The sequence below is a fragment of the Sanguibacter sp. 25GB23B1 genome (assembly GCF_040012415.1).
Classification (GTDB): domain Bacteria; phylum Actinomycetota; class Actinomycetes; order Actinomycetales; family Cellulomonadaceae; genus Sanguibacter.
In genome coordinates this window covers 1-24,451 of the sequence record NZ_JBDYKL010000039.1, presented here as the reverse complement: position 1 = coordinate 24,451, position 24,451 = coordinate 1, and the positions used below count along the sequence as shown (strand labels likewise).

Here is a 24,451-nt window from a genome sequence, read left to right as displayed (position 1 = left end):
GCCGCGGTGCTGGTGTTCTCGAGCATGACTGTCACGGGACGACGATCTCAGGGCTCGTCCCGGTCGCGCCGATGCCCTTGGAGCTCTCCGTCCAGACATCGACACGATAGGTGCCACCCTGAACCGTCCGGTCGGTCACGGATGTGGTGCCCGGGTTGACCGAGCCCTCGGCGCCCTCCGGCACGAAGTCCGTCCCGTCGAACCGGAAGACGCGATAGCGGTACCTCTGAAGGTCGCTCCCGTTGGTCGCAGGAACCGTCCAGCTGAAGCTCAACCGCTTCGCGGCGCTCGACGACACCGTGACCTGCGGGGCGGACGGCGCGGTGCGCGGCGGCGGGACCGCCGCCGCCGTGCCGGCCTGCGGGCTCTGACCCGCGCTGGTCACGGCGTAGACCTCGATCGACGCGCCGCTCTCCGGGACTCCCGACACGGTCACCGACGTACCGGTGGTCTCGGTCCACCCACCCCCCGTGCTCACCCGGTAGCGATAGGTGAAGGACGTACCACCGCCCGTCCCGGCGCTCGTCCACGAGAACTGGACGGTGTCGTAGGTTCCGGCGACCGGTGCCCCGGTGACTCCCGGCACGGCCGGGAGAGTGATCGGGGTCGCACTGCCCAGGACGGTCGCGGGCCCGCACGCACTCCGTGTGTTGCACGCGACGACCGAGTACGCCGGCGTCGGGGTGCCTCCTGGCAGACCCGTCACCCGGAATGAGGTGCCCGCCGGCGACGCGATGAGCGAACCGTTCGCGAACACCTCGTAGTGGTCGATCCCGACGAGCACGCCGCCGGTCTCCGCGGGTGCCGACCAGGAGAGGTCGACGGCACCGTCGCCGAAGTTGCGCGGCGCCACAGCGGCGATCCCGGGCGACCGCGGTGCACTCGGTGGAGCGTAGGTGGACGTGGGCTCGGACACGCCTCCGCTGCCGACCCCCGCCTTGTTCCGCGCGGTGACCGTGAAGGTGTACGACACACCGTTCTGCGCGGTGTCGAAGGCCCAGCTCGTCGTCGAGCCGTCGAGCTGCACGGGACCCGGAGCGCCGTCGCCGCTCGTCGTGAGGGTGTATCCCGCGATCGGGTCCCCGTTGGCGGCCGGGGGCGTCCAGGCGACGTTGATCCGACCGCTGTCGACACGGCTCGCCGTCACGGCTGGCGCACCCGGCACCCCCGCCGGCCGCATCGAGCCGGACCACGGGCCCCACGCACCACCCTCGGGAGGCGTCGCGCGGTTGTGCGCACGGACCCGCACCTGGTAGTCCGTGCCGTTGGTCAGGCCGGTGAACGCCACCGAGGTCCCGGACGTCGTCTGGGTCGAACGTCCGGAGGTGGGCATGGGGGAGATCTCGACCGTGTACTGCGTGATCGGGGTACCCACGTTGGCGGGCGCGGTCCAGCTCGCGGTGATCTGCCGGTCGCCGAACACGAGGACAGGTGCACCGGGAGCGTCGGGGACCGCGTCCGGGGTGGCCTTCGCGCTCGACGCGGACTCCTTCGACCAGCCGACGGCGTTCTGCGCCGCGACCGTGAACGTGTACTCCGTACCGTTCGTCAGACCGGTGATCGTGCACGTGGTGGTCGCGCACTGCGTCGTCTGCCCGCCCGGGGAGCGCGTGAGGCGATACCCGGTGATGGGTGCCCCGTTCGCGCTCGGCGCGTCCCACGAGAGCACGAGCGTCTGGTTCGACACCTCACCGACCCGTGGCGACGCGGGTGCCGCTGGGACGTCACGGACGTTGACCGTGACGCGCCCCTCGACCTCGCGCAGCGGGTCGCCCGTGACGTCACGCACGCGGTAGCGCACCACCATCGTGCCGACGAAGCCGTCCACCGGCCGGACGAGCACGCTCGAGCCGGACACCGCCGCGGTACCGGCCCCGACCGTCTCCACGGTCGCGCCCTGGAGCGCGAGCGGATCGCTCGGGAACGGGTTGAGGGCACCGGTCGCGAGGACGTCCACGCGACTCTCCTTGCCTGCCGCACCGTCGAGCGAGAAGTCCGAGACGCTCGCGAGAACACGCTTGCTCGCGACGACCTTGAAGTTCACCGTGACGTCCAGCGTGCCGGCGCGCCCGTACCCGAGCGTCAGCTGCGCCGCCCCGGTCGTCCCCCGCGGCACGTCCGCCGCAGCACTGACGCTGAGCTCCGTGCCGGTGAGGTTGACGGCGAAGCCCGGAGGTGGGGTGCTGGCCAGCCGGAACGTGTACGGCTGCTCCTCGTCGGCGCCTTCGGGACCTTCGGTGAACGCCAGGAGGTTCACGGCGCTCGCCGCGTCGCCCTGGGGGATCTCGAGGGTGCTCGGCGCGAAGGTCGGCGGGTAGTCGTCCTCGGTGAACACGGTGATCGGGAGCGTGAGCGTCGCGCGTCGACCCGTCGTGTCGCTGCTGGAGATTCCGTCCGTCACCTCGAAGGTGATCGAGGCCGGCCCGGCGTACCCGGCGGCCGACCGGTAGCGCAGCGTCGTGTCGTCCACGACGAGCTCCGTGCCGTCCGAGCGGGTGGCGCTCACCTTCTCCGAGTCGCCGATGCGCGCGGTCTTCGCCGTGCCCACCTGGACGAACTCGGCGATCGGGATGACGAGCTCGGCACCCGACGCGACGCGCAGCGAGCGCGCCTTCGGCCGGAGCACCGGCGGGAAGTCGCCCAGCGCCGGGACCGTGATGAACGCGTACGCGTGGACACCGCCGGCGTCGGAGTTCGTGTTCGTCAACAGGTACGGGACGGTCTGCGCCTCCTCGGAGAGCGTCACGAGGACCCTCCCGGAGGACACGACGCTCGCGACCGACGAGTGGCTGCTCGGGATGGACACCTCGAGGTCGCTCAGCGGCCCGGACGGGTTCTCCGCCACCTCGAAGACGTCGACCTCGATGCTCGTCTTGCCGACCACCTCGATGGGCGCGACACGGATGTCGCTCGCCACCGGGGGCAGGATCACCGCGTCGGCGACGACGCGGACCGTCAGCACGGCGCTCGCCTGTCCCCCGCGGTCGTTCGTCACGGTGTACGCGATCGTGATGTCGACCGGTTCCGCCGGCGCCTGGACGACGATGCGCCGACCCTCGGTCCGAGCGTCCACGCCGGGCGGGACGATGATGTCGGGCGACAGGGAGAGCTCGCCCCCGGACGGGTCGACGTCGTTGCGCACGACCCGCACCTCGACGAGCTCGCCCGGCTGGACGGTCACCTCGTCGTTGCGGGCGACGATGGGCAGCGGCTCGCTCGGTCGTGGGGCGATACCGACGCGGACGGTCGCGACCGCACGCTGCCCCACCCAGTCCTCGACCGCATAGGTGAACGTGTCCGTGCCCGACTCTCCCGGGAACGCCTCGTACTCGATCCAGCTCGCGCCGACCGCGACGATGCGGCCCTTCGTCGGCGGGGTGTCTCCCTGGCCGAGGAGGATGACGCCGTCGCCGTCGCCGTCGATCCCGGTGAGGGGGACGTTGATCCGGACCGTCTCGCCCGCGAAGGTGCGTGACGTGAGGTCCTTGGGGCGCGGCGGCGACTTCGTGGCCGCAGACGACGCGTGCACGGTGACCGTCAACCTCGCCGAACCCACGTTGAGTGCGGTGTCCCGGACGCTGAAGGTCGCGCTCGCAGTCATGGGCGTCGACGGTGCCTGGTAGCGGAGCTGGTTGCCCGAGACGAAGAGGAGGCCCTGTCCGTCGCCGAGGGGCTCGGCGAGCTCGGGGACGAGCTCCATCACGTCGCCGTCGGCGTCGTAGGCGTACTCCAGCGCCGGGATCGTCACGACCCCTCCGGTCCGGACGGACACCTCGATGTCCTGCACCACGGGCGCGTGCTGCTCGGCGGAGGGTGGGACGGGTTGGACGAGGATCTCCCCTCGCGTCTCGGCCACGCCGTTCGAGACGACGTAGCTGATCGTCTCGGGGGCCTCGAGGGCACGCAGCGAGGTGACCCTGACGAGCCGGTGCTCGAGGATCGCGATCTGCATCGCCGAGTCGGGCGACGCCGTCGCAGAGGTGAGGACGAGGACCCCGCCGTTCGGGTCGGTGTCGTTGGCGAGCGGGTCGACCGTCACCTCGCCGCCCGAGGGGAGCAGTGCGACGTCGCGCACGGCGATGGGCGGCAGCGGCGTGCCGGGCCACTCCCGGACGTCGATGCGTGCGAGGCCGATCGCCTGCTGCGGCGGGGCCGTGACGGTGAAGCTCACGTAGTACGTGCCGGTGTTCGCCGCGGAGAAGGTGAACGAGCCGTCGTCGAGCTTGGGCAGGATCGTCGTGCCGGCGACCTCGTCGACCGCCGCGAGCCGGGCGGGCTCGCGCGACGCGCTGCGCACGGACGCCAGGACGTCGACCTCGACGGGCGCGTCGACGTACGTCACGGCGTGGACCGGGTCGATGATCGGCGGCAACGAGCCGGCGGGGCGCACGTCGACGAACATCTCGCCGAGGACGCTGCTCATGCCGTCGGTCACGGTGAGCTGGACAACCTGTCGTCCGAGCTGGTCGCCGTCCGCGACGAAGGTGACCATGCCGTCCTGCCGGGCGCGCACGGAACCCGTGCCGTCGGTCGTCGCTCCGGCGAGGACGAGGTCGTCGCCGTCGGGGTCGGTGAAGTTCGCCAGGGCGTCGTACTCGATGAGCGCACCCTGCTCGACCTCGACGGCCCCGGTCCGGACCTGGACGGGGTCCTCGTTCGACGAGGCGTCCCGGACGGTCAGCTGGACCGTCGCGGTCGAGGGCGGGTTCTGGCCGCGGCCGTCGGTGATCGTGTATGTGAAGGAGACGGTGCCGGTCGCGTCCGGTCGCACGACGAGCTGCAGGTCCCGGCCACCGTAGATCGACTCGAGGTAGCCGAACGTCTCGGGGATCTGGTCGAACGCGCTGATCGCGATGATGCCGCACTCGCCGGCGGTGTCGTTGCCGAGGATCTGGAGGACGGACGTCCTGCCGGCACGCACGCCGATCGCGTCGTCCGCCGCGCCAGGCACCATCGACTGCTCGGTGCACTGGGTGAGGAGCTGCTGGGCGGTCTGGACGTCGTCGGAGGTGTCCTGCTGGTCCTCCGGCTCCTCCTCCTGCTCGATGTCCTGCCAGTTGGGCTCCTGGACCTTGGGCAGGTCGGTCGGCAGCCAGAGCCGGCCCTCGACGGTGTCGTTGACGACGACGACGGAGCGGTTGACGCGGAACACGAGGTTGCTCGTCGCGGTCATGGCCTCGAGGTCCTCGACCCGCGGCTCGTTGTCGCCGCACGACTCCACGTAGCTGCTCGACATCGACGCCCAGGCCGCGTAGTCGCAGCCGGCCACGCGGACCGGACGTGCGGGCGCGCCGACGCCACCGGGCTCCCGGACCTCGACGTCACCGCTCTCGAGGTCGATCTCGAGGAGCGACGTCGTCGTCGCGACGAGGACGGTGTCGTGCGTGTCGGACGTCTGCTGGAGCACCGGTCGCGCACCGTGCTCGCTCACGTCGAGCGACCACGACTCGGCGTAGACCGTGGTCCCGGAGATCATGACGAGATCGTCGCCGACCGCCGCGACGGCATCCGGGAGGACGCCGGCGGCGTCGGTGAGCGTCGCGACCTCGCCCTGGCCCTCGCCGTCGGCGGGGTCCACCCGGTGGACCGTGCCGTCCGTCGGGTCGACCGCGAGGACCGCTCCGTCACGCGTGACCGTCGCCTTCGCGCCCTCGCCGAGCTGGAGGTCGCCGTCGGTGGCTGCGTCGATGGTCTCGAGAGAGTCCGTGGGCCGGACCCACACGGAGCCGTCGAGACCGACGATCGACACGATGCCTGCTGCCATGTCGACCTGCGAGCCCAGCGGGATCTCGGCCTGGGTCGCGAGCGTCACGGACGCGGGGTCGACTACGGAGACCTTGCTCGGCTCGACGAGGATGACGTCCTGCGCGTCCTGGAAGACGTTGAACGTCGGGTCGGTGGCGATGAGGCCGCCGTTGAGCTCTTCGACCGTCGCGTTGTAGCGGCCGAGCTTGAGTCCCTGGGCGTTCGTCACCCAGACCGCGCCGTCGTTGAGCTCGACCTCGGCGATCTTCACCCCGGGGTTGATGATCGCGAGCACGGCGAGGACGGCCGGCACGGTCACACCCGCGACGACGGCCGGCTTCGGACGGCTGACGCGCCCCGTCCGGGAGGCGCGGGCGCTGCGCTTGAAGAGGCTCATTCGCTGCACCCCACGACGGGTGTGGTGGTCGCGCGGCCGTCGGACCGGACGATCGAGACCTCGATGCAGGCGTCCTCCTGGCCCTCCGGGACGTCGACGGTGACGAGCGGGCGCTGGATGCGCTCGACGGGCGACGTGCCGCCAGGGACGTCGATCCGCCAGAGGTACGCGTCGCCCTCCTGCTCGTCCGGGTTCGTCCACCGGAAGGTGGCGGTGCCGTCGCCCTGGGTGACTCCGACGAGGTCGGTGGGGGCCGGGACGACCGACCCGCCCACGAGGGTGGGCGTCGCCGTGGCGTCGTCGGTCTCCTGCGGGTCGGAGAGGGCGTCGCGCCCGACGGTCTGGTACGCGACGAGACCGAGCGCGAGCACGACGACGACGACGCTGGTCGCGGCCATGATCCGCCGACCGGTCGAGACCTTCGCCGGGCTGTCGTCGAGGGCACGATCGGTCGAGCGCCGGTAGTGCCGGGTGCGCTGCTCGCCGGGCTGCCGCGTGAACTGTGCAGCCCCGGGCGCCAGCGGGAAGCCGTTCCCGGTCTGTGCCTGCCCCGGGACGGTGCCGTACACCGGCGCGGGAGCCTCGCCGGGCGTCAGGCTCACCGTGCCGACGTGGAGCGCGTCCGGTCGCCCGGGAGCGACGACGCCGTACCCGTTGTCGGCCTGACGCGTGCCGTCCGAGGGATCCGGGTCGCCCGGGGCGACCGGCGAGATGGTCGTGATCGGTCGCATCCGCGTCGCCTGGTCGTCCAGCTCGTCGACCACGTGCGACATGCCGTCCGCGCCGCCGGTCGCCGTCCCGCCCGCGTAGGCGTCGATGCTCATGATCGGTCGCATGCGCGTCGCCTCGTCGGAGCCCGGGAGGCTCTCCTCGGCGTCGTAGCCGGTGTCGGGCGCCGAGAACGAGCCCGACGCACCGCTCGTGCCGTACGCGTCGGCGGTCGTCGCGCCGGCCGAGTCCGCGGACGTGCCGGCGACCACCTCGGCGAGATCGATGCTCGTCACGGGGAGCTGCATCGAGCGCTCGACCTGCTGGAGCGCGTGCGCGAGAGCGAGCGCGCTGCTGAAGCGGCGCTCGGGGCTCTTCGCCATCGAGCGTGCGAGCACGGCAGCGAGGCCTGGCGGCACGTCCTCGCGCTCGATCGGGGGCAGCGGGCTGCGCTCGATGCGGGAGAGGAGGTCCGCCGGGGTGTTGCTGCGGCCGAGCATCTCGAACGGCGACCGTCCGGCGACGAGCGTGTAGAGCGTCGCCCCGAGCGAGTACACGTCACCGCGGGCGTCACCGTCGGGGTGCTCGGCGAGCAGCTCGGGCGCCGACCACGGGATCGACATGCCGGTCGCCGACGTCGACGAGCCGAGGGTCGACGCGATGCCGAAGTCGGTGAGCGCAGGCCACCCGAAGTCGGTCGCGAGGATGTTCGCGGGCTTGATGTCGCGGTGGAGGATGCCGAGCCGGTGCGCGGCCTCGACGGCGGACGCGACCCGGATGCCGGTGCGCAGCACCTCGGCGACGGTGAAGCGCTCCGTCCGGTAGCGCGCGCCGAGGCTCGGGCGCGAGCAGTACTCCATGACGAGGAACGGGCGACCGTCGGCAGCGATGTCCGCCTGGTAGATCGTCACGATCGACGGGTGGTGCGAGAGCTGGGCCATGACGTTCGCCTCGGCGAAGAACGCCTCGCGCGCGTCCTGGTCGAGGGACCCGCCGAGCAGCACCTTGACCGCGACGGAGCGTCGTGGGAGCTCCTGGCGGTACTCGAACACGTCGGCGAAGCCGCCCATGCCGAGGAGACGGACGTACTCGTAGCCCGGGATCTTCGGGGGGATCGACGGCTGGCGGCGGGAGGTCACTCGTCACGCTCCAGCACGAACGTCACGCCGTCGCCGAGGTCGACGAGCGCACCCGGCAGGAGCGGGGTGGGCTCCCCCGAGCGCAGTCGTCGGGCGGGCTGCCCCGGGTCGGTCATGAGCATGCCGTTGGTCGAGTTGAGGTCGGTCACGAGGACGTCGTCGCCGTCGGCGCGCACCTGCGCGTGGGTGCGGGAGATGTCCTGGTTGGGGCTCGCGACCGTCACGAGGCGCGGGAGGTCGCGGGCGGCGACGCGGGAGACGACAGGTGCGCGGCCGATGAGGACGGCGCGGTCCAGCGGCACGACGAGGCCCGACGCCATCCGGATCTTGTGCACCTTCGGGACGGGCGGGACGGAGAAGGGGCCGGGCACGAAGTCCTGCTGCCAGCCGGGCATCTGCTTGCGGATCTCGACGAGGCTCGAGCTGAGGACCGTGTTGCCGTCCCAGTCCTCGTCGGACTCGCGCGGCGGGCGAGGGACCGCCGGCACGGCCGCGGTCGGCGCGGAGATCGCGTCCGTGGGCGCGGAGATCGTCGGGGCGGGAGCGGTCACGGGCGCGTGCCGCTCTCTGCGGGGCGCGACGGTGATCTCGGAGGTCATCGGGGCCGTGTACGGCTCGAGGGCGCGGCGCGGCGCGGGACCTGGAGGCGCGTCCACCGCGGCCTGGGCTCCGGACGCTGCGACGGCCTGGGCGTGGGCCAGGGCGGGTCGGGGCGCCGGACCGAGGTCGAGCCCGTCGCGCGTCGTCGTCTCGGCGACCTCCGACTCGTCGCGCTCGGGCGGTGCCGGCACCGGCGACGGGGCCGCCGCAGCCGGTCGCAGCGTCACCTCGACGCTCGACGCGCGGACCACCGCGGCCAGTGCCGACATGCGCACCGCACGGCCGCGTGGTGCGAGCTCAGCCGGGACGGCGACCGTGAGCGCGTCGGCGTCCGGCACGTTGATCTCCGCCCACGTCGCCACGTGGGTCGCGGTGTGCTCGGTCGTCCCCTCGGAGTCGGCGACGAGCAGGCGGACGTTCCCGCGCAGGAACCCGCGCACGTGGCCCTCGACGACGGACACGAGCGCGAAGGGCGGCAGGCCGACGAGCCCGCCACGAGCGAGCACGGTGAGACTGTGCGTGAGGTCCGGGCTCTCCCGGAGGGCGTCCCACACCTCGGCGATCTTCACCTCGCCCACGGACGCAGGCAGGAGTGCGACCGCGCCGTCGGTGATGACGGCGAACCAGTCGCCGGCGACATAGGTGGGGACGATCATGGCCGCACCGACCGTGGTCTCGGGTGCGTCACTCCGTGCGTCTGCTCGTCCCACTCGGCGAGCGGGTCGGTGGAGGGCTGCTCCTCGTCGTCGTCATAGCTGTGCGTGCGCTCGGCCGAGCTCAGGCCGTGCCAGATGGTCGCGACGTCGACGACGACCGCGGTCACGTTGTCGCGGCCGCCCGCCTCCACTGCGGCGTGCACGAGCGACTCCGCAGCCGCCTGCGGATCGCCGATCAACGTGAGCCCGACATGGATCTTGTCATCGTCCAGCTCATCGGTCAGTCCGTCGGAACATATGAGCAGTCTGTCCTGTGCGCCTGCCGGGATCATCCAGTAGTCGGGCTCCGGGGTGGAGTCCGTCTCGAGGGCGCGCGTGACCACGTGGCGCTCGGCATGGACGGAGGCGTCCTGCTCGTCGAGCTGGCCTGCGTCCATGAGCTCCTGCACGACCGAGTGGTCGACGGTCACCTGCTCGAGCTCGCCGCCGGAGACCCGGTAGACGCGGGAGTCTCCGATGTTGAACACGAGCCAGTACGCCGCGTCGTCGTGCATCGCGATGGCGGCGCCCGCGACGGTCGCCCCGCCGCTGCGGGTGCCGAGGACCTCGCGCAGGCGTGCCGCCGCGCGCGAGAAGCACTCGTGGATGTCCTCGATCGCGACGAACGGCCGACCGACGAGCAGCGAGAACTCCTCGACGACGAGCCGGCTCGCGACGTCGCCTGCGTCGTGCCCGCCCATCCCGTCGGCCACGAGGAAGATCGGCGGGTACGCCAGGAGCGCGTCCTCGTTGAGGGTCCGGACCCGGCCGGTGTCGGTGGCCGAGCCCCACATGGTGTGCATCTGGTGCCAGTCCCCTCAGCCGTGCTCACGGAAGTCGGGGACGAGGCTGAAGTCACCGAAGGTGACCACCGCACCGGGCGCGACGCGGATGGTCTGGCCGGCGGCGCAGAGGATCTGCTGACCGTCCGGGAGGGTGACGAGCGTGCCGTTCGTCGAGTGCCGGTCCGTGACGAACAGGCCCTTGGCGTCCATGCCGACGAGCAGGTGCGTCTTGGAGACCGACCGCGCAGGGTCCGGGAGCGCCACGAGGTCGGTGACGACCTCGTCGGGCTCCGGCTGGGGGTTGCGGCCCACGAGCGTCATGCCGCGCAGGGGGACGCTGCGCCCGTCAGAGAAGCGCAGCACGACAGGAGGGTTGCTCGACTGGTTCACCTGCGCCCCTCCCTTCCTTCTTGCGGCACGCTGCTCGGTGGTGGTCGCGACCGTCCGCCGTCCTGGTGCACGCGCCCACAGCCCTCGAGAGAGCGGTCGCGAGGGTGCTCGGGGCGCACGATGGTCACGGGAAGAATACCCCGTCCCCGGGTGAACCAGGCCTAGCCCGGCACTTCGTGCTGAGTCTGTGATCCGAGCCGTCGGGCGCGGATGGCACCGGCGGCCGATGCGCTCCTCCGGCCTCGCAGCGAGGAGCGACGTCGGCGGCTACACCGGGTCGACAGGAGGCCGATGGGGAAGACGGGCACCGACCCGGTTCACATAGTCTTCGCGCGCCTCTTCGAGGCTCTGGCGACCATTCGGTCCACCTCGCACGACATGAGCGTCGTGGTCGTCCTGACCGTCGTCCTCCCAGCCGCACTCGTCGCAGATCTCGTAACCACCGCGCTCGCCGAGGGTGGAGTGCCCGCAACAGGGACACGTGTACGGACCTCCTGCCGTCGGGGCGAAAACGTTCCGCTGCGCGAGGTACCTCTCGAACCACAACCGTCGCCGGTCCAACAGCTCCTCGTCGGACAGCGACGGATCATCGCCAGGTCCACGCACGACGGCGGGCTGCCCGACCTCGGTGCGCCGACGTCGCCAGAACCTGTGCATCCGGACATGATGGCGCACCCGGGGGCGGCAGGCCAGCATCCGCGACGCACCAGGAGCACAGCGCACGAGGGCGACGTGCCACCGGCCGGTTCGGTCGGCCCCGCACAGGTCAGGCGAGGACCGTCCTCGCGAAGCGCAGGTGCTCGGCATCCTGGAACGGACCGCCGTTCTCGTGTCCGTTATAGGGGTAGACGACCATGCTCTTGGTGCCGGCGTAGTGGTTGTAGGCCGCGTACACGGTCGACGGCGGGCAGATCGTGTCCATGAGCCCCACGGAGAAGAGTCCGGGGGTCGTCGCGCGGGCGGCGAGGTTCACGCCGTCGAAGTAGGACAACGTCTCGAAGGTCTGCTCGACGAGGTCGCGGTGGGTGTGGAAGTACTGCACGAGCTCGGCGTACGGGTGGGCGTCGGTGATCTCGCTCGCGCGCCGCACGTGGGAGAGGAACGGGACGTCGACGATCGCGCCGCGGAGCGCAGGCTCGCCCGAGAGCTCGGTGAGCGCGGCTGCGGCGAGGCTCGTCGCGCCGCCCTGGGAACCACCGCTCACCATGACGCGGCCGGGGTCGACCGCGGGGTGGCGACGGGCGGCACGGACCGCGCGCTGGGCGTCCGTGAAGAGCCGCCGGTAGAAGTACGTCTCCGGGTGACCGACGCCCTGCGTGAGGAAGCCGGCGGCGCTCGCGCCGGTCGACCCCGCGTCGCCGGTGTCACCGATCTGGTGGCCGCTCCCCTGGCCGCGGTTGTCCATGACGAGGTGCACACGGCCCGCCACCGCGTGCAGGACGTGCTCGTGACTCAGGCCCCGACCGCCGCCGTAGCCGATGTAGGACACGACCGCCGGCAACGGGCCGTCCGTGTGCGCCGGCCGGTGCAGCCACCCCTTGATGGGCTGGCCGCCGAAGCCTGTGAACGTCACGTCCTCGGTGACGACCTCGGTGAGCCCGGTCTCCACGGGCTCGAAGCGCACCTCCAGCGGGTGCTGGGACTCCTGCTCGGCGAGCGTGCGCAGCCAGAAGTCCTCGAGGTCGGCCGGTTCCTGCCGCTCCGGGAGATAGTCGACGAGCTGGGCGAGCGGAAGGTCGAACTGGGCCACGTCGGGTCCTCCGAGGGTCTGGGCGGGTTCGGGTGCGGGTGTGGGTGCGGGTGGGGGCAGGTCGGAGCAGGTCGGGCAGGACGCCGTCCGGTCAGAGCGGCCAGGTCTGCAGGCGACCGCACATGCCGAACCGGGGCTGACCCGCCCGGCGCTGCGCGCTCGCGACGGTCGCGTCCAGGAGGTGGCTGCCGTCACCCCTCGCGAGCGCGGCGAGATCGCTGTCGGTCACCTGCGTCTGGCGCAGGACGGTGCTCTCCCACCGCTCGCGCCACTGCGGCACGCGCGACTGGACGAGGCGCGCGGCCGACGCGTAGAGGTCGGCCATCGCCTCCTGCGCTCCGTGCGCCTCGACCCGCTCGCGCAGCGCGCCGAAGCCCTCGACCGCGAGGTCGCGGCGTGCCCGGGCCGCTGCGGCGACTGCGGCGGTACCGTGATCGCCGTCGTCGCCTGCGGCGTCCCCGGCGATCTCCGGCAGCCCGGGCAGCGAGGCCGCAGCAGAGTACCGCTCGGCGTCGTGCAGCACGTCGGGCGGGAACGTCATGACCGCGTCGCCCGCTTCCGGGAGGCCCGCGTTGGACATGACGACGAGGATCTCGAGGTCGCCGTCGTTGAGGAGGCGGTGGACGATCCCGGGCTCGAACCAGAGCAGCCCGCCCGGGACGAGCCGGTGCTCGTCGAAGCCGTCCGGGCCGAGGGTCTGGACCGAGCCCGACCCGCGCAGCACCACGTACCCCTCCGCCGAGGCGGTGTGCAGGTGCGGCGTCCCGCCGCCGACGAGGCCTTCGCCGTCCGTCGTCGGCCAGTCGTAGACCGTGAGCAGCGAGACCGACGTGCCGCCGGGGAACGGTGGCTGGGTCATCAGCCCTGCGCCGCCCGCTCCGCCTGCCGGGCCGGCGGCGTGAGGCGGGCGAGCTCGGCGCGGCCGAGCCCGGCGAGCTCCTCCCCGCGCGCGGGGTCGGCACCGCCGTCCGAGACGACGACGGCGTAGGAGAACGTCAGCGTCTCGCCCGGCGCGAACGAGATCTCCTCGCTGAAGAACGGCGCAGCGCACACGCACGCGAACCACTCGTTGCGCGCGAACCACTCCGGGTCCTTGCCGGGCGACGACGGGCCGCGGGGGTTGCTCGGCTCGTCGACCATGACGAGGGTCGACTGCCGTGCCGTCTCGTCGTGCGTGCCGGTGAAGCCCATCCACGGCGCACGGGAGCCGCGGATCTCCTCGCCCCCGGCGAAGTCGGGCGCGAGGATCGTGCCCCCGGTGAACGATCGGGGTCCGCGCCAGAAGAGCCCGCCGTAGCCGGCGTTCTCGCGACCGTTCGTCGTCGGGCTGCCGATGGGGAGGTCACCGTCCGAGACGTTCGTCAGGGCCGAGGTGAAGGTCAGCACCCACGAGCCGCCGTCGTCCGCGAGCGCGACGGAGAAGGAGCGCTCCTCCTCGACGACGCGCTCGCCGCCCTGCGTGACCCAGGTGAGCTCCTCGGTCACGCCGACGCGGTCCGAGTCCTCTGCGTCGCCCTGCGGGAGCTGCGTGAAGTCCTCGTGGACCATCGAGCCGTCGTTCTCGAGCTGGACGTAGCCCTCGCCCTCGACGAACGTGGGACCGCCCCAGAAGTTGTGGGGACCGACGTTCGGGAGCGACCAGGCGATGCCCTTGTGCCACACGTGGTCGTGCGGGCGGAAGAGGCTGACGAGATCGCCGCTCACCGTGCGGATCGGGTGGAAGTACGGTCGCGGCGACTCGAGCTGCACGTCGGTGGGGCGGTAGACGTAGCGGAGCAGCTCGGTGCCCTCGGCGAGGTGGACGGTGAGGGCTTCGCCGTCGTCGGCCAGGGTCAGGCGGGTCATGAGGTCTCCTCGGTGAGGTGCTGGGATGTGGGGACGGTCGTCGTCGCCCACGGGGCGCCGGTGCCCTGCATGGCGGTGGCGAAGGCGTGCTCTGCGCCGATCTCGCCGCGCCGGACCGGGGCCCCGGTGAACGCGGACGCGTAGAGGGCGGCGACGAGCTCCATCGTGCGACGCGCGTCCGTCGACGTGACCGGCGGCGGGTCGCCCGCGTCGAGCGCGTCGAGGATCGCGAGGACCTGCGAGCCGTGGCTCGACAGCGCCGCGTCCGGGTCGCTGACCCATCTCGCCGCGAGGTCGTCGTGGCCGGGCGCCGGGGTGAAGGTCCAGTCGTCGTCGGTGTACCCGTAGAGGTGGTCGAGCTCGACGGTCGCGTGCTCGGTGTCGAAGCGCAGCGCCGAGACCTGGCGCGGAGAGACCACGGAGTTGACGATGCTCGCGAGCGCCCCGTTCTCGAAGCGGACGAGGGCCATCGACACGTCCTCGGTGTCGGTGTCCCGTGCCTGCCGTCCGGCCATGGCCGTGACCTCGGCCCACGGGCCGAGCACGCTGAGGAGGAGGTCGAGCTGGTGGATGCCGTGGCCCATCGTGGGGCCGCCGCCCTCCGTCTCCCACCGGCCGCGCCACGGTGCCGCGAAGTACTCGGCGTCGCGGTACCAGAGGGTGTTGCACAGGGCGACGAGCGGTCGGCCGAGCGGGGCGGCCGGGTCGTCGAGGAGGGCGCGCAGGCGCTGCGCGCCGGACCCGAAGCGGTGCTGGAAGACGACCGAGACGTGCGCGCCGGTCTCCTCCTCGAGGGCGACGAGCTCGTCGAGCTCGGCGAGCGAGAGGGTCGGCGGCTTCTCGAGGAGGACGTCGACGCCGGCCCGGAGCACCTGGGCGGCGAGCATCGCGTGAGACTGCGGCGGGGTGCACACGTGCACGAGGTCGAGGTCGAGGCCGGGGGCTGTGGCGCCACCCGTCCCGCTCGGGCTCGCTGCGGCGAGCACCTCGGCGAGGTCCGTCGAGGCGCGGACGGTGTGGTCGGGCGTCGACCAGGTCGCCGCGAAGTCGGCGGCGCGCTGGGGGTCGACGTCGATCGCCCACTCGAGGCGGACACGGTCCCCCGCGTCGGCGAGCGCCTGGGCGTGCGCGTGGGCGATGCCGCCGGTGCCGACGATCGCGGCGCGGTACTGGCGTGGGCTCATGGGACGGGCTCCGGGTTCACGGGCGAGGACGAGCGGACGGCGAGCTCTGTGCGGACCTCGATGTCGACGCCGAGGCCGAGCTCGTCGACGACGACGGGCAGTCCGCTGAGCAGAGAGGCGTTGCCGGAGATCCCGACCGCGACGGCGCGGACGCCGTCGACGTAGCCGGCCGGGCGGCCGAGGGGGTCGAAGCGGGGGCCGTCGACCGGACCGCGGAAGACGTCCTGGAGGAGGATCGCGTCGCCGCCACCGTGGCCACCGATGCCGTCGGGGATCGGCACGCGGCGCGCCCGCTCCCAGTGCTTCTGGACGACGAGGGTGTCGCCGAACGGGCGGACGTCGTCCCCCTCCCAGGCGGCGGGGTTGGCGGACGGGTCGAGGATCGAGCGGCCGCGCTCGTCGAGCTCGATCGATCCCCGCTCGACGACCTCGAGCTCCGCGCGACCCTTCGTGCCGTTGACAGTGACGCGGTAGCCCTCCCAGGGGCCGTGCGCGGTGAGGGAGTACGTGAGGGTCGCGCCACGGCGGTAGTCGACGAGCACCGAGAGGTTGTCCTCGATGGTGATGCCGGGCGAGAAGACGTCCTGGTCCCGGATGTACCCGTCGTGGTGCTCGGCGTCGAGGTAGAGGGCCTCGAGGCGGTCGTCGGCCCGGAGGTCGAGGGACCACCGGTCGCCCTCGCGGCCCTCCCAGCCGCGTGTGCCGTCGGAGCTGCCCGTGCCGCGCGCGGGCCGCGGGGGCAGACCGGCGGCGGCGTCCTGCGCCGCCATCTCCTGCGCGACGACCGACGTGTCGCCGTAGACCTTGAGGCCGCCGCGCGCGTAGACCCGCTCGGGGGCGTCGGAGATCCACCAGTTGACGAGGTCGAAGTGGTGGCTCGACTTGTGGACGAGCAGCCCGCCCGAGAAGCGCTTCTCGCGGTGCCAGCGGCGGAAGTAGTCGGCGCCGTGGACCGTGTCGAGGACCCACTCGAAGTGCACGGAGGTCACCTCGCCGATCTCACCGCTCGCGATGACTCGCTTGAGCTCGCTGTTGCGCGGGGCGTACCGGTAGTTGAACGTCATGACGACGCTGTTGCCGGTCTCGGTGACCGCCTCGGCGATCGTGCGGCATCCCTCGGCGGTGGTCGTCAGCGGCTTCTCCACGACGACGTGCGCTCCGGCCCGCAGGACTCGGGCGACGAGGTCGGCGTGCAGGTGGTCCGGTGTGGTGATGATGACGGTGTCGACGCGTTCGGTCTCGATCATGCGCTCGAGGTCGTCCGGGCCGTAGGCCGGGATGCCGGTGACGCCCTTCTCGGCGGCCACCGCGTCGTACACGGCGACGCGCCCGGGGTTCGGCTCGCACCAGGCGACGAGCTCGGCGACGTCGGCGTGGTCACCGAGGATCGCGCCGACGTACATCGAGGCGCGGTGCCCGAGGCCCGCGACGGCGTAGCGGTGGCGCTCGACCCCCGGTGGCATGCCGTTCGGGGTGGTGGGCTGGCGGTCGGTCGGGGTGGTCACGATGGTGTGCTCCTGGCGCGTCTCGACGGTGAAAGCGGTAGGGCGCTCGTTCGGGATTCCGCATTGAATCGTTACAACCCTAGCGGACCGGCTCGGCCGACGCCAGCGAAACTCGTCCCCTCAAATCGTTTCGATCCAGCACGATCTCGTCTACCCTGATTCCATCCTCAGAACGCGCCCCACCTCTCACGATGGAGTATTACAACGATGCAGAACGACGCAGCGCAGACCGGCAACGACGCCGCCGCGGGCACCGACGCCCCGATCCAGGCGACCGTCACGCTCCACCCCGACTTCCAGGTCGGCCCCATCGACCGCCGCCTCTTCGGCTCCTTCGTCGAGCACCTCGGGCGCGCCGTCTACACCGGCATCTACGAGCCCGGCCACCCCACCTCCGACGACTTCGGCTTCCGCGGCGACGTCGCGAGCCTCACCCACGAGCTCGGCGTGAGCATGGTGCGCTACCCCGGCGGCAACTTCGTCTCCAACTACGTGTGGGAAGAGGGCGTCGGCCCCGTCGAGGACCGCAAGCCCTTCATCGACCTCGCCTGGCGCACCGTCGAGCCCAACACCGTCGGCACCGACGAGTTCCTCCAGTGGGCCGAGCGCGAGGGCATCGAGCCGATGATGGCCGTCAACCTCGGCACCCGCGGCGTCGCAGCCGCCGTCGGGCTCCTCGAGTACTGCAACGGCGTCGCCGGCAGCAAGTGGGCCGACATGCGGATCGCGAACGGCCGCGAAGAGCCGTACGGCGTCAAGCTCTGGTGCCTCGGCAACGAGATGGACGGCCCGTGGCAGATCGGCCACAAGGACGCCCACGAGTACGGCAAGCTCGCCGCCGAGGCCGGCAAGGCGATGAAGCTCACCGACCCGACCATCGAGCTCGTCGCCTGCGGCTCCTCCTCGATGTACATGGACACGTTCGGCGAGTGGGAGCGCACGGTGCTGTCCTACACGTATGACATCGTCGACCACATCTCCATGCACGCGTACTACGAGGAGAAGGACGGCGACCGCGCCAGCTTCCTCGGATCGGCCACCGCCATGGACCGGTTCATCGAGCGGGTCGTCGCGTCCGCCGACTCCATCGGCGCCCAGAAGCGCTCCGACAAGAAGATCACCATCTCCTTCGACGAGTGGAACGTCTGGTACCTCGAGACCCGCTTCCCGGGAGAGAAGAACCTCCCCCTGCAGCGCGACGCCCCGCGGATCATCGAGGACATCTACTCCGCTCTCGACGCCGTCGTCGTCGGCGACCTCATGATCACCCTGCTCAACCACACCGACCGCGTGCCCGTGGCCGCGCTCGCGCAGCTCGTCAACGTCATCGCCCCCATCATGACCGAGCCCGGCGGCGACGCCTGGCGCCAGACGACGTTCCACCCCTTCGCGAACACCGCCCGCCTCGCCCAGGGTTCCGTCCTGGACCTGCGCGTCGCCGCGCCCCAGACGACGACCAAGGCCCACGGCGACGTTCCCCTCGTCACCGCGGCGGCCACGTGGGACGAGTCCGGCGCGGCCGGCACGGCCGGCGCGCTCTCGCTGTTCCTCGTCAACCGCTCGACCGAGCCGGCCACGGTCACGATCAGCTGCTCGGGCCTCGACGTAGCCCTCGACGGTGGCCTCGAGCTCCTCGCCGACCACGTCGGCATGCGCGAGGGCAAGGAGGCCGCCGAGCAGGTCGGCACGGTCGACCGCGAGGCCCCGGCCAGCTCGGACGGCTCCGTCACGCTGACGCTCGCGCCCGAGTCGTGGAGCGCCTGGTACGGCACGGCGGCCCGCACGTCAGCCTGAGGGACCGGCCCACCCAGCGGGGGTGACAGGATCGCGCGCACCGGCTCATCACGCCGGTCCCAGGAGCCGGCCGAGCAGGAGCAGGTGGTCGGTCGTGGTGCGCGGCCCGCGGTGAGCTCGTCGGTTCAGCGTGGACGCCTGCTCGATGTCGTCCGACATCGAGCAGGCGTCTACCTCCTCCGGTCGGCCCGAAGATGGGCGCAGGAACGATGCTCAGGCCCGGCGTCAGGGAAAGCGTCGACGGAATGCGCGTCGTCGTCCCCCGTCAAGAGCTCGACGAGCGGCGATGCGGAGGCCTGCTCGGTCAGGCAGCAATGACACCGACCATCGCCTTGTGCGATATCCGAGCCACCCGCACGGAAATGGGATTCTCACTCGGATCTGCCGGGCACAAGCGTACAAATGGGAAATCACTGTTGACGAGGGCGTTCCGTCCCGGTACTAATGGGTGACTGACAACGTTGTCAGCGGTCCTTGCGACCACCCCTGGAGGAGCCTTCAATGACGAACGCAATTCTGGCGAGACGGAATTCTCTCGCGTCAGCACGGCCAGCAGGACCCTTCGAGCTGCGCAGCCTCACCGAAAGGACGACAGCTCCCGACAGTCTTCGATGAGCGCCCCGTGCGGCTCCAGCACGGCTTCATCTGCCGAGCGGCCAGATCCATCGACGACGCCGCCGAGCCGAGCTCGTCCTGGGCACACGCCCCCACGCAGCTCAGCGAGCACACAGCTGTGCCCTCCTCCACAAGAAGGTGCGAACTACCCATGCCCAGACCTCTCCGATCACGCCCGCGGCTCGTCGCCGCACTGCTCGCCGTCGTGCTCGCCCTCGGAGCACCGGGAGTCTCAGTTGCGAGCGCCGGCGCGGCGTCCGCCGGCGAGCCGAGCAGCTACCCCGAGTACCCCTATGCCCCCACGGATTACGACGAGCCGTTCCGCGGCCAGTTCCACTTCAGCTCTCAGAGCGGCTGGATGAACGACATCAACGCGCCGCTGTACTACGACGGCGAGTACCACATCTTCTACCAGCACAACCCGCACGGCCTCAGCTGGGACACCATGCACTGGGGTCACGCAGTAAGCACCGACCTCGTGCGGTGGACCCAGAAGCCGATCGCCCTCGAGCCGGGCGTCCATGACGCGACCCTGTTCTCCGGCGGCGGCTGGGTCGACCACGACAACGTGACCGGCCTGCAGGACGGCGCGCACGCGCCGATCCTGCTGTTCACCAACACCGACGGCGTCTCCATCGCCTACAGCACCGACGGTGGGGACCGATTCCAGATGTACGACGGCGGGGCGAAGGTCATCACGACGCCCTACGAGAGCCGGGACCCCAAGGTGTACTGGGACGCCGCCCGGAACCGGTGGGGCATGGTGTTCTGGGGCAACGAGAACGGCAACGTCGCGAAGTTCTACAGCTCGACGGACCTGCTGACCTGGTCTCCCCGCGGGGAGTATCGGGCCGACTGGCTCTACGAGTGCCCCGACCTCTTCGCGCTCCCCGTCGACGGGAACACCGGCACGATGAAGTGGGTCCTCAACGACGCGGCCGGCCGGTACGTGATCGGCACGCTCGACAGCAACGGTGTCTTCGTAGCCGATGCCGGTTGGGGGAGCCCTCAGCGGATGGACGAGGGACGTGGGGCTTTCGACGGGTCCGTCTACGCCGGGCTGACCTTCACGAACATGCCGACGGACCGGGTCGTGCAGATGTTCTGGCAGCCCGGCAACAAGGGTGCGACGTGGACCGGCAACGCCTCCTTCCCGGCGGAGCTGGGACTGCGAACCTTCCCCGAGGGCGTCCGCATCACCAGGCTGCCGGTCGAGGAGATCTCCACGCTGCGCAGCGGGACGCAGACGTGGGGCACCCGCACGATCACGCCGGACGGCTCCAGCGACCCGCTCGACGGCATCCGCGCGGACACCTACGAGCTGATCGCCGAGTGGGACCTGGACGGAGCGACGGCGCAGGAGGTCGGCTTCAGGCTGCACCAGCGCGCGGACGGGTCCAGCGACCGCACCATCGCCTACGACCTGGGTCGGCAGCAGATGGAGGGGAAGCCGCTCGCACCGATCGACAGCCGCATCACGATGCGGATCCTCGTGGACCGCGGTCAGGTCGAGGCCTTCGGCAACGACGGAAAGCTGTCCTACACGGAGAACGTCAACTTCAGCTCCGCGTCCGACAGCCTGGGCATCTCCGCCTATGCGCTGGGTGGTGACGCCACGCTGGTGTCGCTGACCTTCCACCGCCTCGGCACGGCGTGGACCCCGGCAGCAGGCGGCAGCGGTGAGATGCGGTGGAACGGGAGCACCAAGTGCATCGACCGGGACCCGTACGCAGCCGACGGGGCCGCGGTGCGCATCTGGGACTGCTGGGACGGTGGGAACCAGCAGTGGACCCACACCGCGAACGGATCGCTCAGAACGGGCGACGACGTCTGCCTGGACCAGCCGTTCGAGAACATCGCCAACGGGGCGAGGCTGCAGGTCTGGACCTGCAACGGCTCCGCCCAGCAGCGATGGACGCGCGTCGGCAACAGCTATCGCAACGCTTGGTCGGGCCGCTGCATAGACGTTCCGGAGGGCATCACCAGCAACGGCCACGGCCTGCAGGTGTGGGACTGCGTCGGCGGGCAGAACCAGACGTGGGGCTTCCCGACGTAGGGGGACGGGCGAGGGGCTCACGGTGTTCCGTCGACGGAGCACCGTGAGCCCTCGCCGTCGGCATACCCGTGCAGCTGACGCGCCCTAGGTCCGAGGTCCTGCGGATGTCGTCCGATGAATTACTACGGTGATCCATAGGAACAACGTGGAGGATCTCGTGGGAACACAGAGCACGCACCGTCAGGCCGCAGAGCTTCCGGAGGGGCGAGCCCGCGCGGGCCGCGAGATCGTCGTCGTGGGCGCAGGGATGGTGGCGCACAGGTTCGTCGAAGCTCTGTGCGACCGCGATCCCGACGGCGACTGGCACGTCACCGTCCTCGGCGACGAGGGCCGGCTCCCCTACGACCGCGTCGCGCTGACGAGCTTCTTCAGCGGCGTCTCGCTCGACGACCTCACGCTCGGCGGCGCCGACGGCGGACCGGCGATCGCGTCGGACCCGCGCATCACGGTCCTGCCCGACGCCCGCGCGACAGCCGTCCACCGCGACGCCCGCACGGTCACGAGCGCGCACGGGGTCCACCCCTACGACACGCTCGTCCTCGCGACGGGCTCGACCGCCGCCGTCCCTCCGTTCGAGGGCACCGACCTCCCCGGCGTCTTCGTCTACCGCACCCTCGACGACGTCGCGGCACTGCGCTCCTGGGTCGTAGACCGCACCGAGCACCTCGCCCGCACCGGTGACGACCGACCGCTGCGCGGCGCCGTCGTCGGCGGAGGGCTCCTCGGCCTCGAGGCCGCCGGTGCGCTCCGTGCGCTCGGCGCACAGAGCACAGTCGTCGAGTTCGCCGACCGGCTCATGGCCCTCCAGGTCGACGCGGGCGGCGGCGAGTCCCTGCGCCGCCTCATCGCCGGGCTCGGGATCGACGTCCGGACCAGCACCGCCACGAGCGCGCTCCTCACCGACGAGTCCGTGTTCGCGAACCCCGCCCACACGCAGGGCTCCCCCGTCTCGCGCATGCGGTTCGCGTCCGGCGAGGAGATCGACGTCGACGTCGTCGTCCTGGCGACCGGGATCCGCCCACGCGACGAGCTCGCGTGGGCCGCCGGCCTCGAGCGCGGCCCGCGCGGCGGCGTCGTCGTCGACAGCACGTGCCGCACGAGCGACCCCGACATCTGGGCGATCGGCGAGGTCGCCTGCATCGAGGGCGGGTGCGTCGGCCTCGTCGCACCGGGCAACGCGATGGCCGAGATCGTCGTCGACCAGCTCCTCGGCGGCGACTCCCAGTACGCAGGGACGGACCTGTCGACGAAGCTCAAGCTCCTCGGCGTCGACGTCGCCAGCTTCGGCGACGCGTTCGCCACCACGCCCGGCGCCCTCGAGGTCGTCTACGCCGACCCGATCGGCGGCACGTACAAGAAGCTCGTCATGTCCGACGACGCCAAGGTCCTCCTCGGCGGCATCCTCGTCGGCGACGCGTCCTCCTACGCCTCGCTCCGCCCCATGGTCGGTCGTGAGCTCGGCGCCGACCCGGCCGCGTACCTCGTCCCCGAGGGCGCCGGCGGCGGTGCCCCGAGCACCGACCTCCCGGACGACGTCGTCGTCTGCTCGTGCAACAACGTCACCGCCGGCACCGTGCGCCAGGCCGTCGCGGACGGCGCGGCGAGCATGGGCGAGGTGAAGAAGTGCACCAAGGCAGGAGCGACCTGCGGCTCGTGCATCCCGCTCGTCTCGAAGATCATCGACGTCGAGCTCCGCCGCTCGGGCGTCACCGTGTCCAAAGCCCTCTGCGAGCACTTCGCGATGAGCCGCTCCCAGCTCTTCGACGCCGTGCGCGTCACCGGCCTGCGGACGTTCTCCGAGATCATCGCCCGGCACGGCGTCACCGTGCCGCTCTCGCCCGACGACACGTCACGCGGCTGCATCATCTGCAAGCCCGTCGTCGCGTCGATCCTCTCCTCGCTCGACCTCGGTCACGTCCTCGACGAGGACCAGGGCCACCTGCAGGACACGAACGACCACCTCATGGCCAACATGCAGAAGGACGGCTCCTACTCCGTCATCCCGCGCGTGCCCGGCGGCGAGATCACGCCCGAGAAGCTGCTGACGATCGCCGAGGTCGCCCGAGACTACGGCCTCTACACCCGCATCACCGGCGGGCAGCGGATCGCGATGTTCGGTGCCCGCATCGAACAGCTCCCCGACATCTGGCGCCGGCTCGTCGACGCCGGCTTCGAGTCCGGCCAGGCGTACGGCAAGTCGCTCCGAACCGTGAAGTCCTGCGTCGGGTCCACGTGGTGCCGCTTCGGCGTCCAGGACTCCGCTGCCCTCGCCGTCAAGCTCGAGATGCGCTACCGCGGCGTCCGCTCCCCGCACAAGTTCAAGGTGGGCGTCTCCGGCTGCGCCCGCGAGTGCGCCGAGGCACGCGGCAAGGACATCGGCGTCATCGCGACGCTCAAGGGCTGGAACCTCTATGTCGGCGGCAACGGCGGCTTCGTCCCCCGCCACGCGGACCTCCTCGCGGAGGACCTCAGCGAGGCCGAGCTCTACCAGGCCATCGACCGCTTCCTCATGTACTACATCCGCACCGCGGAGCGTCTCCAGCGCACCGCGAGCTGGGTGCAGGAGGTCGACGGCGGCCTCGACGGCGTCAAGCAGGTCATCTTCGAGGACTCGCTCGGGATCTGCTCCGACCTCGACACCGCCATGGAGACACACGTCGAGCGCTACGAGGACGAGTGGGCCGCCACCCTCGAGGACCCGGACAAGCTCGCCCGCTTCGTGTCCTTCGTCAACGCGCCGAAAGAGGCCGACCCCGACCTCGCCTACATCCCGGTTCGCGGGCAGGTCCGCCCGGCGGCCCAGGACGAGCGCGACTCCGAGACCATCGCACGCACCCCGCTAGGAGCACGGTCATGACGACAGCCACCTCAGTGTGCACCCTGGCGGACCTGCCGCTCGAACGGGGTGTCCCCGCCCTCGTCGACGGGGTCCAGGTCGCACTCTTCCGGCTCTCGCCCACCGAGGTGGTCGCGGTCCAGCACCGCGACCCGTACACCGGGGCGAACGTGCTCGCCCGTGGCCTCATCGGGTCGCGTGCCGTCGGCGGTGCCGGACCGCAGGTGACCCTCTCGTCGCCGCTGCACAAGCAGGTGTGGGACGTCCGGACGGGCGAGTGCCTCGACGCCGGTGGCAAGGACCTCCTCGACCTGTACACGTGGCCGGTCGAGGTCCGCGACGGATCGGTCTACGTAGCTCCTCGCTGACGCCCCGGTCACCGAGGCTCCTCCCCTCCCTCCCTACCC

15 protein-coding genes are annotated in these 24,451 nt (G+C 71.4%); 4 read left to right on the top strand and 11 right to left on the bottom strand.

The features are described from left to right. Positions 1–31: 31 nt before the first annotated feature. The 11 genes from ABKW26_RS17435 to ABKW26_RS17385 form a co-directional block, all read right to left on the bottom strand. The gene (locus ABKW26_RS17435; RefSeq protein WP_348595304.1) at positions 32–6,142 is read right to left on the bottom strand and encodes a fibronectin type III domain-containing protein; all 6,111 of its coding nucleotides are present in this window, start codon (positions 6,140–6,142) and stop codon (positions 32–34) included. Continuing rightward, the gene (locus ABKW26_RS17430; protein WP_348595302.1) at positions 6,139–7,989 is read right to left on the bottom strand and encodes a serine/threonine-protein kinase; all 1,851 of its coding nucleotides are present in this window, start codon (positions 7,987–7,989) and stop codon (positions 6,139–6,141) included. The genes ABKW26_RS17435 and ABKW26_RS17430 overlap by 4 nt, the downstream gene beginning before the upstream one ends. Then, positions 7,986–9,245, bottom strand: a complete 1,260-nt coding sequence (locus ABKW26_RS17425) for an FHA domain-containing protein (protein WP_348595300.1) — start codon at positions 9,243–9,245, stop codon at positions 7,986–7,988. Before ABKW26_RS17425 ends, ABKW26_RS17430 begins: the two co-directional genes overlap by 4 nt. Beyond that, positions 9,242–10,087 carry a protein phosphatase 2C domain-containing protein gene (locus ABKW26_RS17420; protein ID WP_348595299.1) on the bottom strand — a complete coding sequence of 282 codons (846 nt, stop codon included), beginning with the start codon at positions 10,085–10,087 and terminating at the stop codon, positions 9,242–9,244. The genes ABKW26_RS17425 and ABKW26_RS17420 overlap by 4 nt, the downstream gene beginning before the upstream one ends. A gap of 15 nt (positions 10,088–10,102) precedes the next feature. After that, on the bottom strand, positions 10,103–10,459 hold the full coding sequence (locus tag ABKW26_RS17415; RefSeq protein ID WP_348595297.1) for an FHA domain-containing protein: 357 nt from the start codon (positions 10,457–10,459) through the stop codon (positions 10,103–10,105). A gap of 267 nt (positions 10,460–10,726) precedes the next feature. Further along, a complete protein-coding gene (locus ABKW26_RS17410) occupies positions 10,727–11,116 on the bottom strand; it encodes a CPCC family cysteine-rich protein (RefSeq protein WP_348595295.1) in 390 nt (129 codons plus the stop codon). A gap of 109 nt (positions 11,117–11,225) precedes the next feature. Continuing rightward, positions 11,226–12,209 carry an acetylxylan esterase gene (locus ABKW26_RS17405; RefSeq protein ID WP_348595293.1) on the bottom strand — a complete coding sequence of 328 codons (984 nt, stop codon included), beginning with the start codon at positions 12,207–12,209 and terminating at the stop codon, positions 11,226–11,228. 91 nt (positions 12,210–12,300) lie between these two features. Further along, entirely contained in the window at positions 12,301–13,068 is a 768-nt protein-coding gene (locus ABKW26_RS17400) for a cupin domain-containing protein (protein WP_348595292.1), read from the bottom strand. Then, a complete protein-coding gene (locus ABKW26_RS17395) occupies positions 13,068–14,054 on the bottom strand; it encodes a PmoA family protein (protein ID WP_348595291.1) in 987 nt (328 codons plus the stop codon). The genes ABKW26_RS17400 and ABKW26_RS17395 overlap by 1 nt, the downstream gene beginning before the upstream one ends. Next, on the bottom strand, positions 14,051–15,238 hold the full coding sequence (locus tag ABKW26_RS17390; protein ID WP_348595290.1) for a Gfo/Idh/MocA family oxidoreductase: 1,188 nt from the start codon (positions 15,236–15,238) through the stop codon (positions 14,051–14,053). The genes ABKW26_RS17395 and ABKW26_RS17390 overlap by 4 nt, the downstream gene beginning before the upstream one ends. After that, positions 15,235–16,701 carry a Gfo/Idh/MocA family oxidoreductase gene (locus ABKW26_RS17385; RefSeq protein ID WP_348595333.1) on the bottom strand — a complete coding sequence of 489 codons (1,467 nt, stop codon included), beginning with the start codon at positions 16,699–16,701 and terminating at the stop codon, positions 15,235–15,237. The genes ABKW26_RS17390 and ABKW26_RS17385 overlap by 4 nt, the downstream gene beginning before the upstream one ends. Positions 16,702–16,950: 249 nt before the next feature. Here ABKW26_RS17385 and ABKW26_RS17380 point away from each other — a divergent pair, with 249 nt between their 5' ends. The 4 genes from ABKW26_RS17380 (at position 16,951) to nirD (ending at position 24,412) form a co-directional block, all read left to right on the top strand. Next, the gene (locus ABKW26_RS17380) at positions 16,951–18,537 is read left to right on the top strand and encodes an alpha-L-arabinofuranosidase C-terminal domain-containing protein (RefSeq protein ID WP_348595289.1); all 1,587 of its coding nucleotides are present in this window, start codon (positions 16,951–16,953) and stop codon (positions 18,535–18,537) included. Positions 18,538–19,303: 766 nt separating this feature from the next. Further along, on the top strand, positions 19,304–21,208 hold the full coding sequence (locus ABKW26_RS17375; protein ID WP_348595288.1) for a ricin-type beta-trefoil lectin domain protein: 1,905 nt from the start codon (positions 19,304–19,306) through the stop codon (positions 21,206–21,208). A 247-nt stretch (positions 21,209–21,455) separates the two neighbouring features. Further along, positions 21,456–24,065, top strand: a complete 2,610-nt coding sequence (gene nirB, locus ABKW26_RS17370) for a nitrite reductase large subunit NirB (RefSeq protein WP_348595332.1) — start codon at positions 21,456–21,458, stop codon at positions 24,063–24,065. Continuing rightward, the gene (nirD, locus tag ABKW26_RS17365; RefSeq protein ID WP_348595286.1) at positions 24,062–24,412 is read left to right on the top strand and encodes a nitrite reductase small subunit NirD; all 351 of its coding nucleotides are present in this window, start codon (positions 24,062–24,064) and stop codon (positions 24,410–24,412) included. The genes nirB and nirD overlap by 4 nt, the downstream gene beginning before the upstream one ends. The last annotated feature ends 39 nt before the right edge of the window (positions 24,413–24,451 follow it).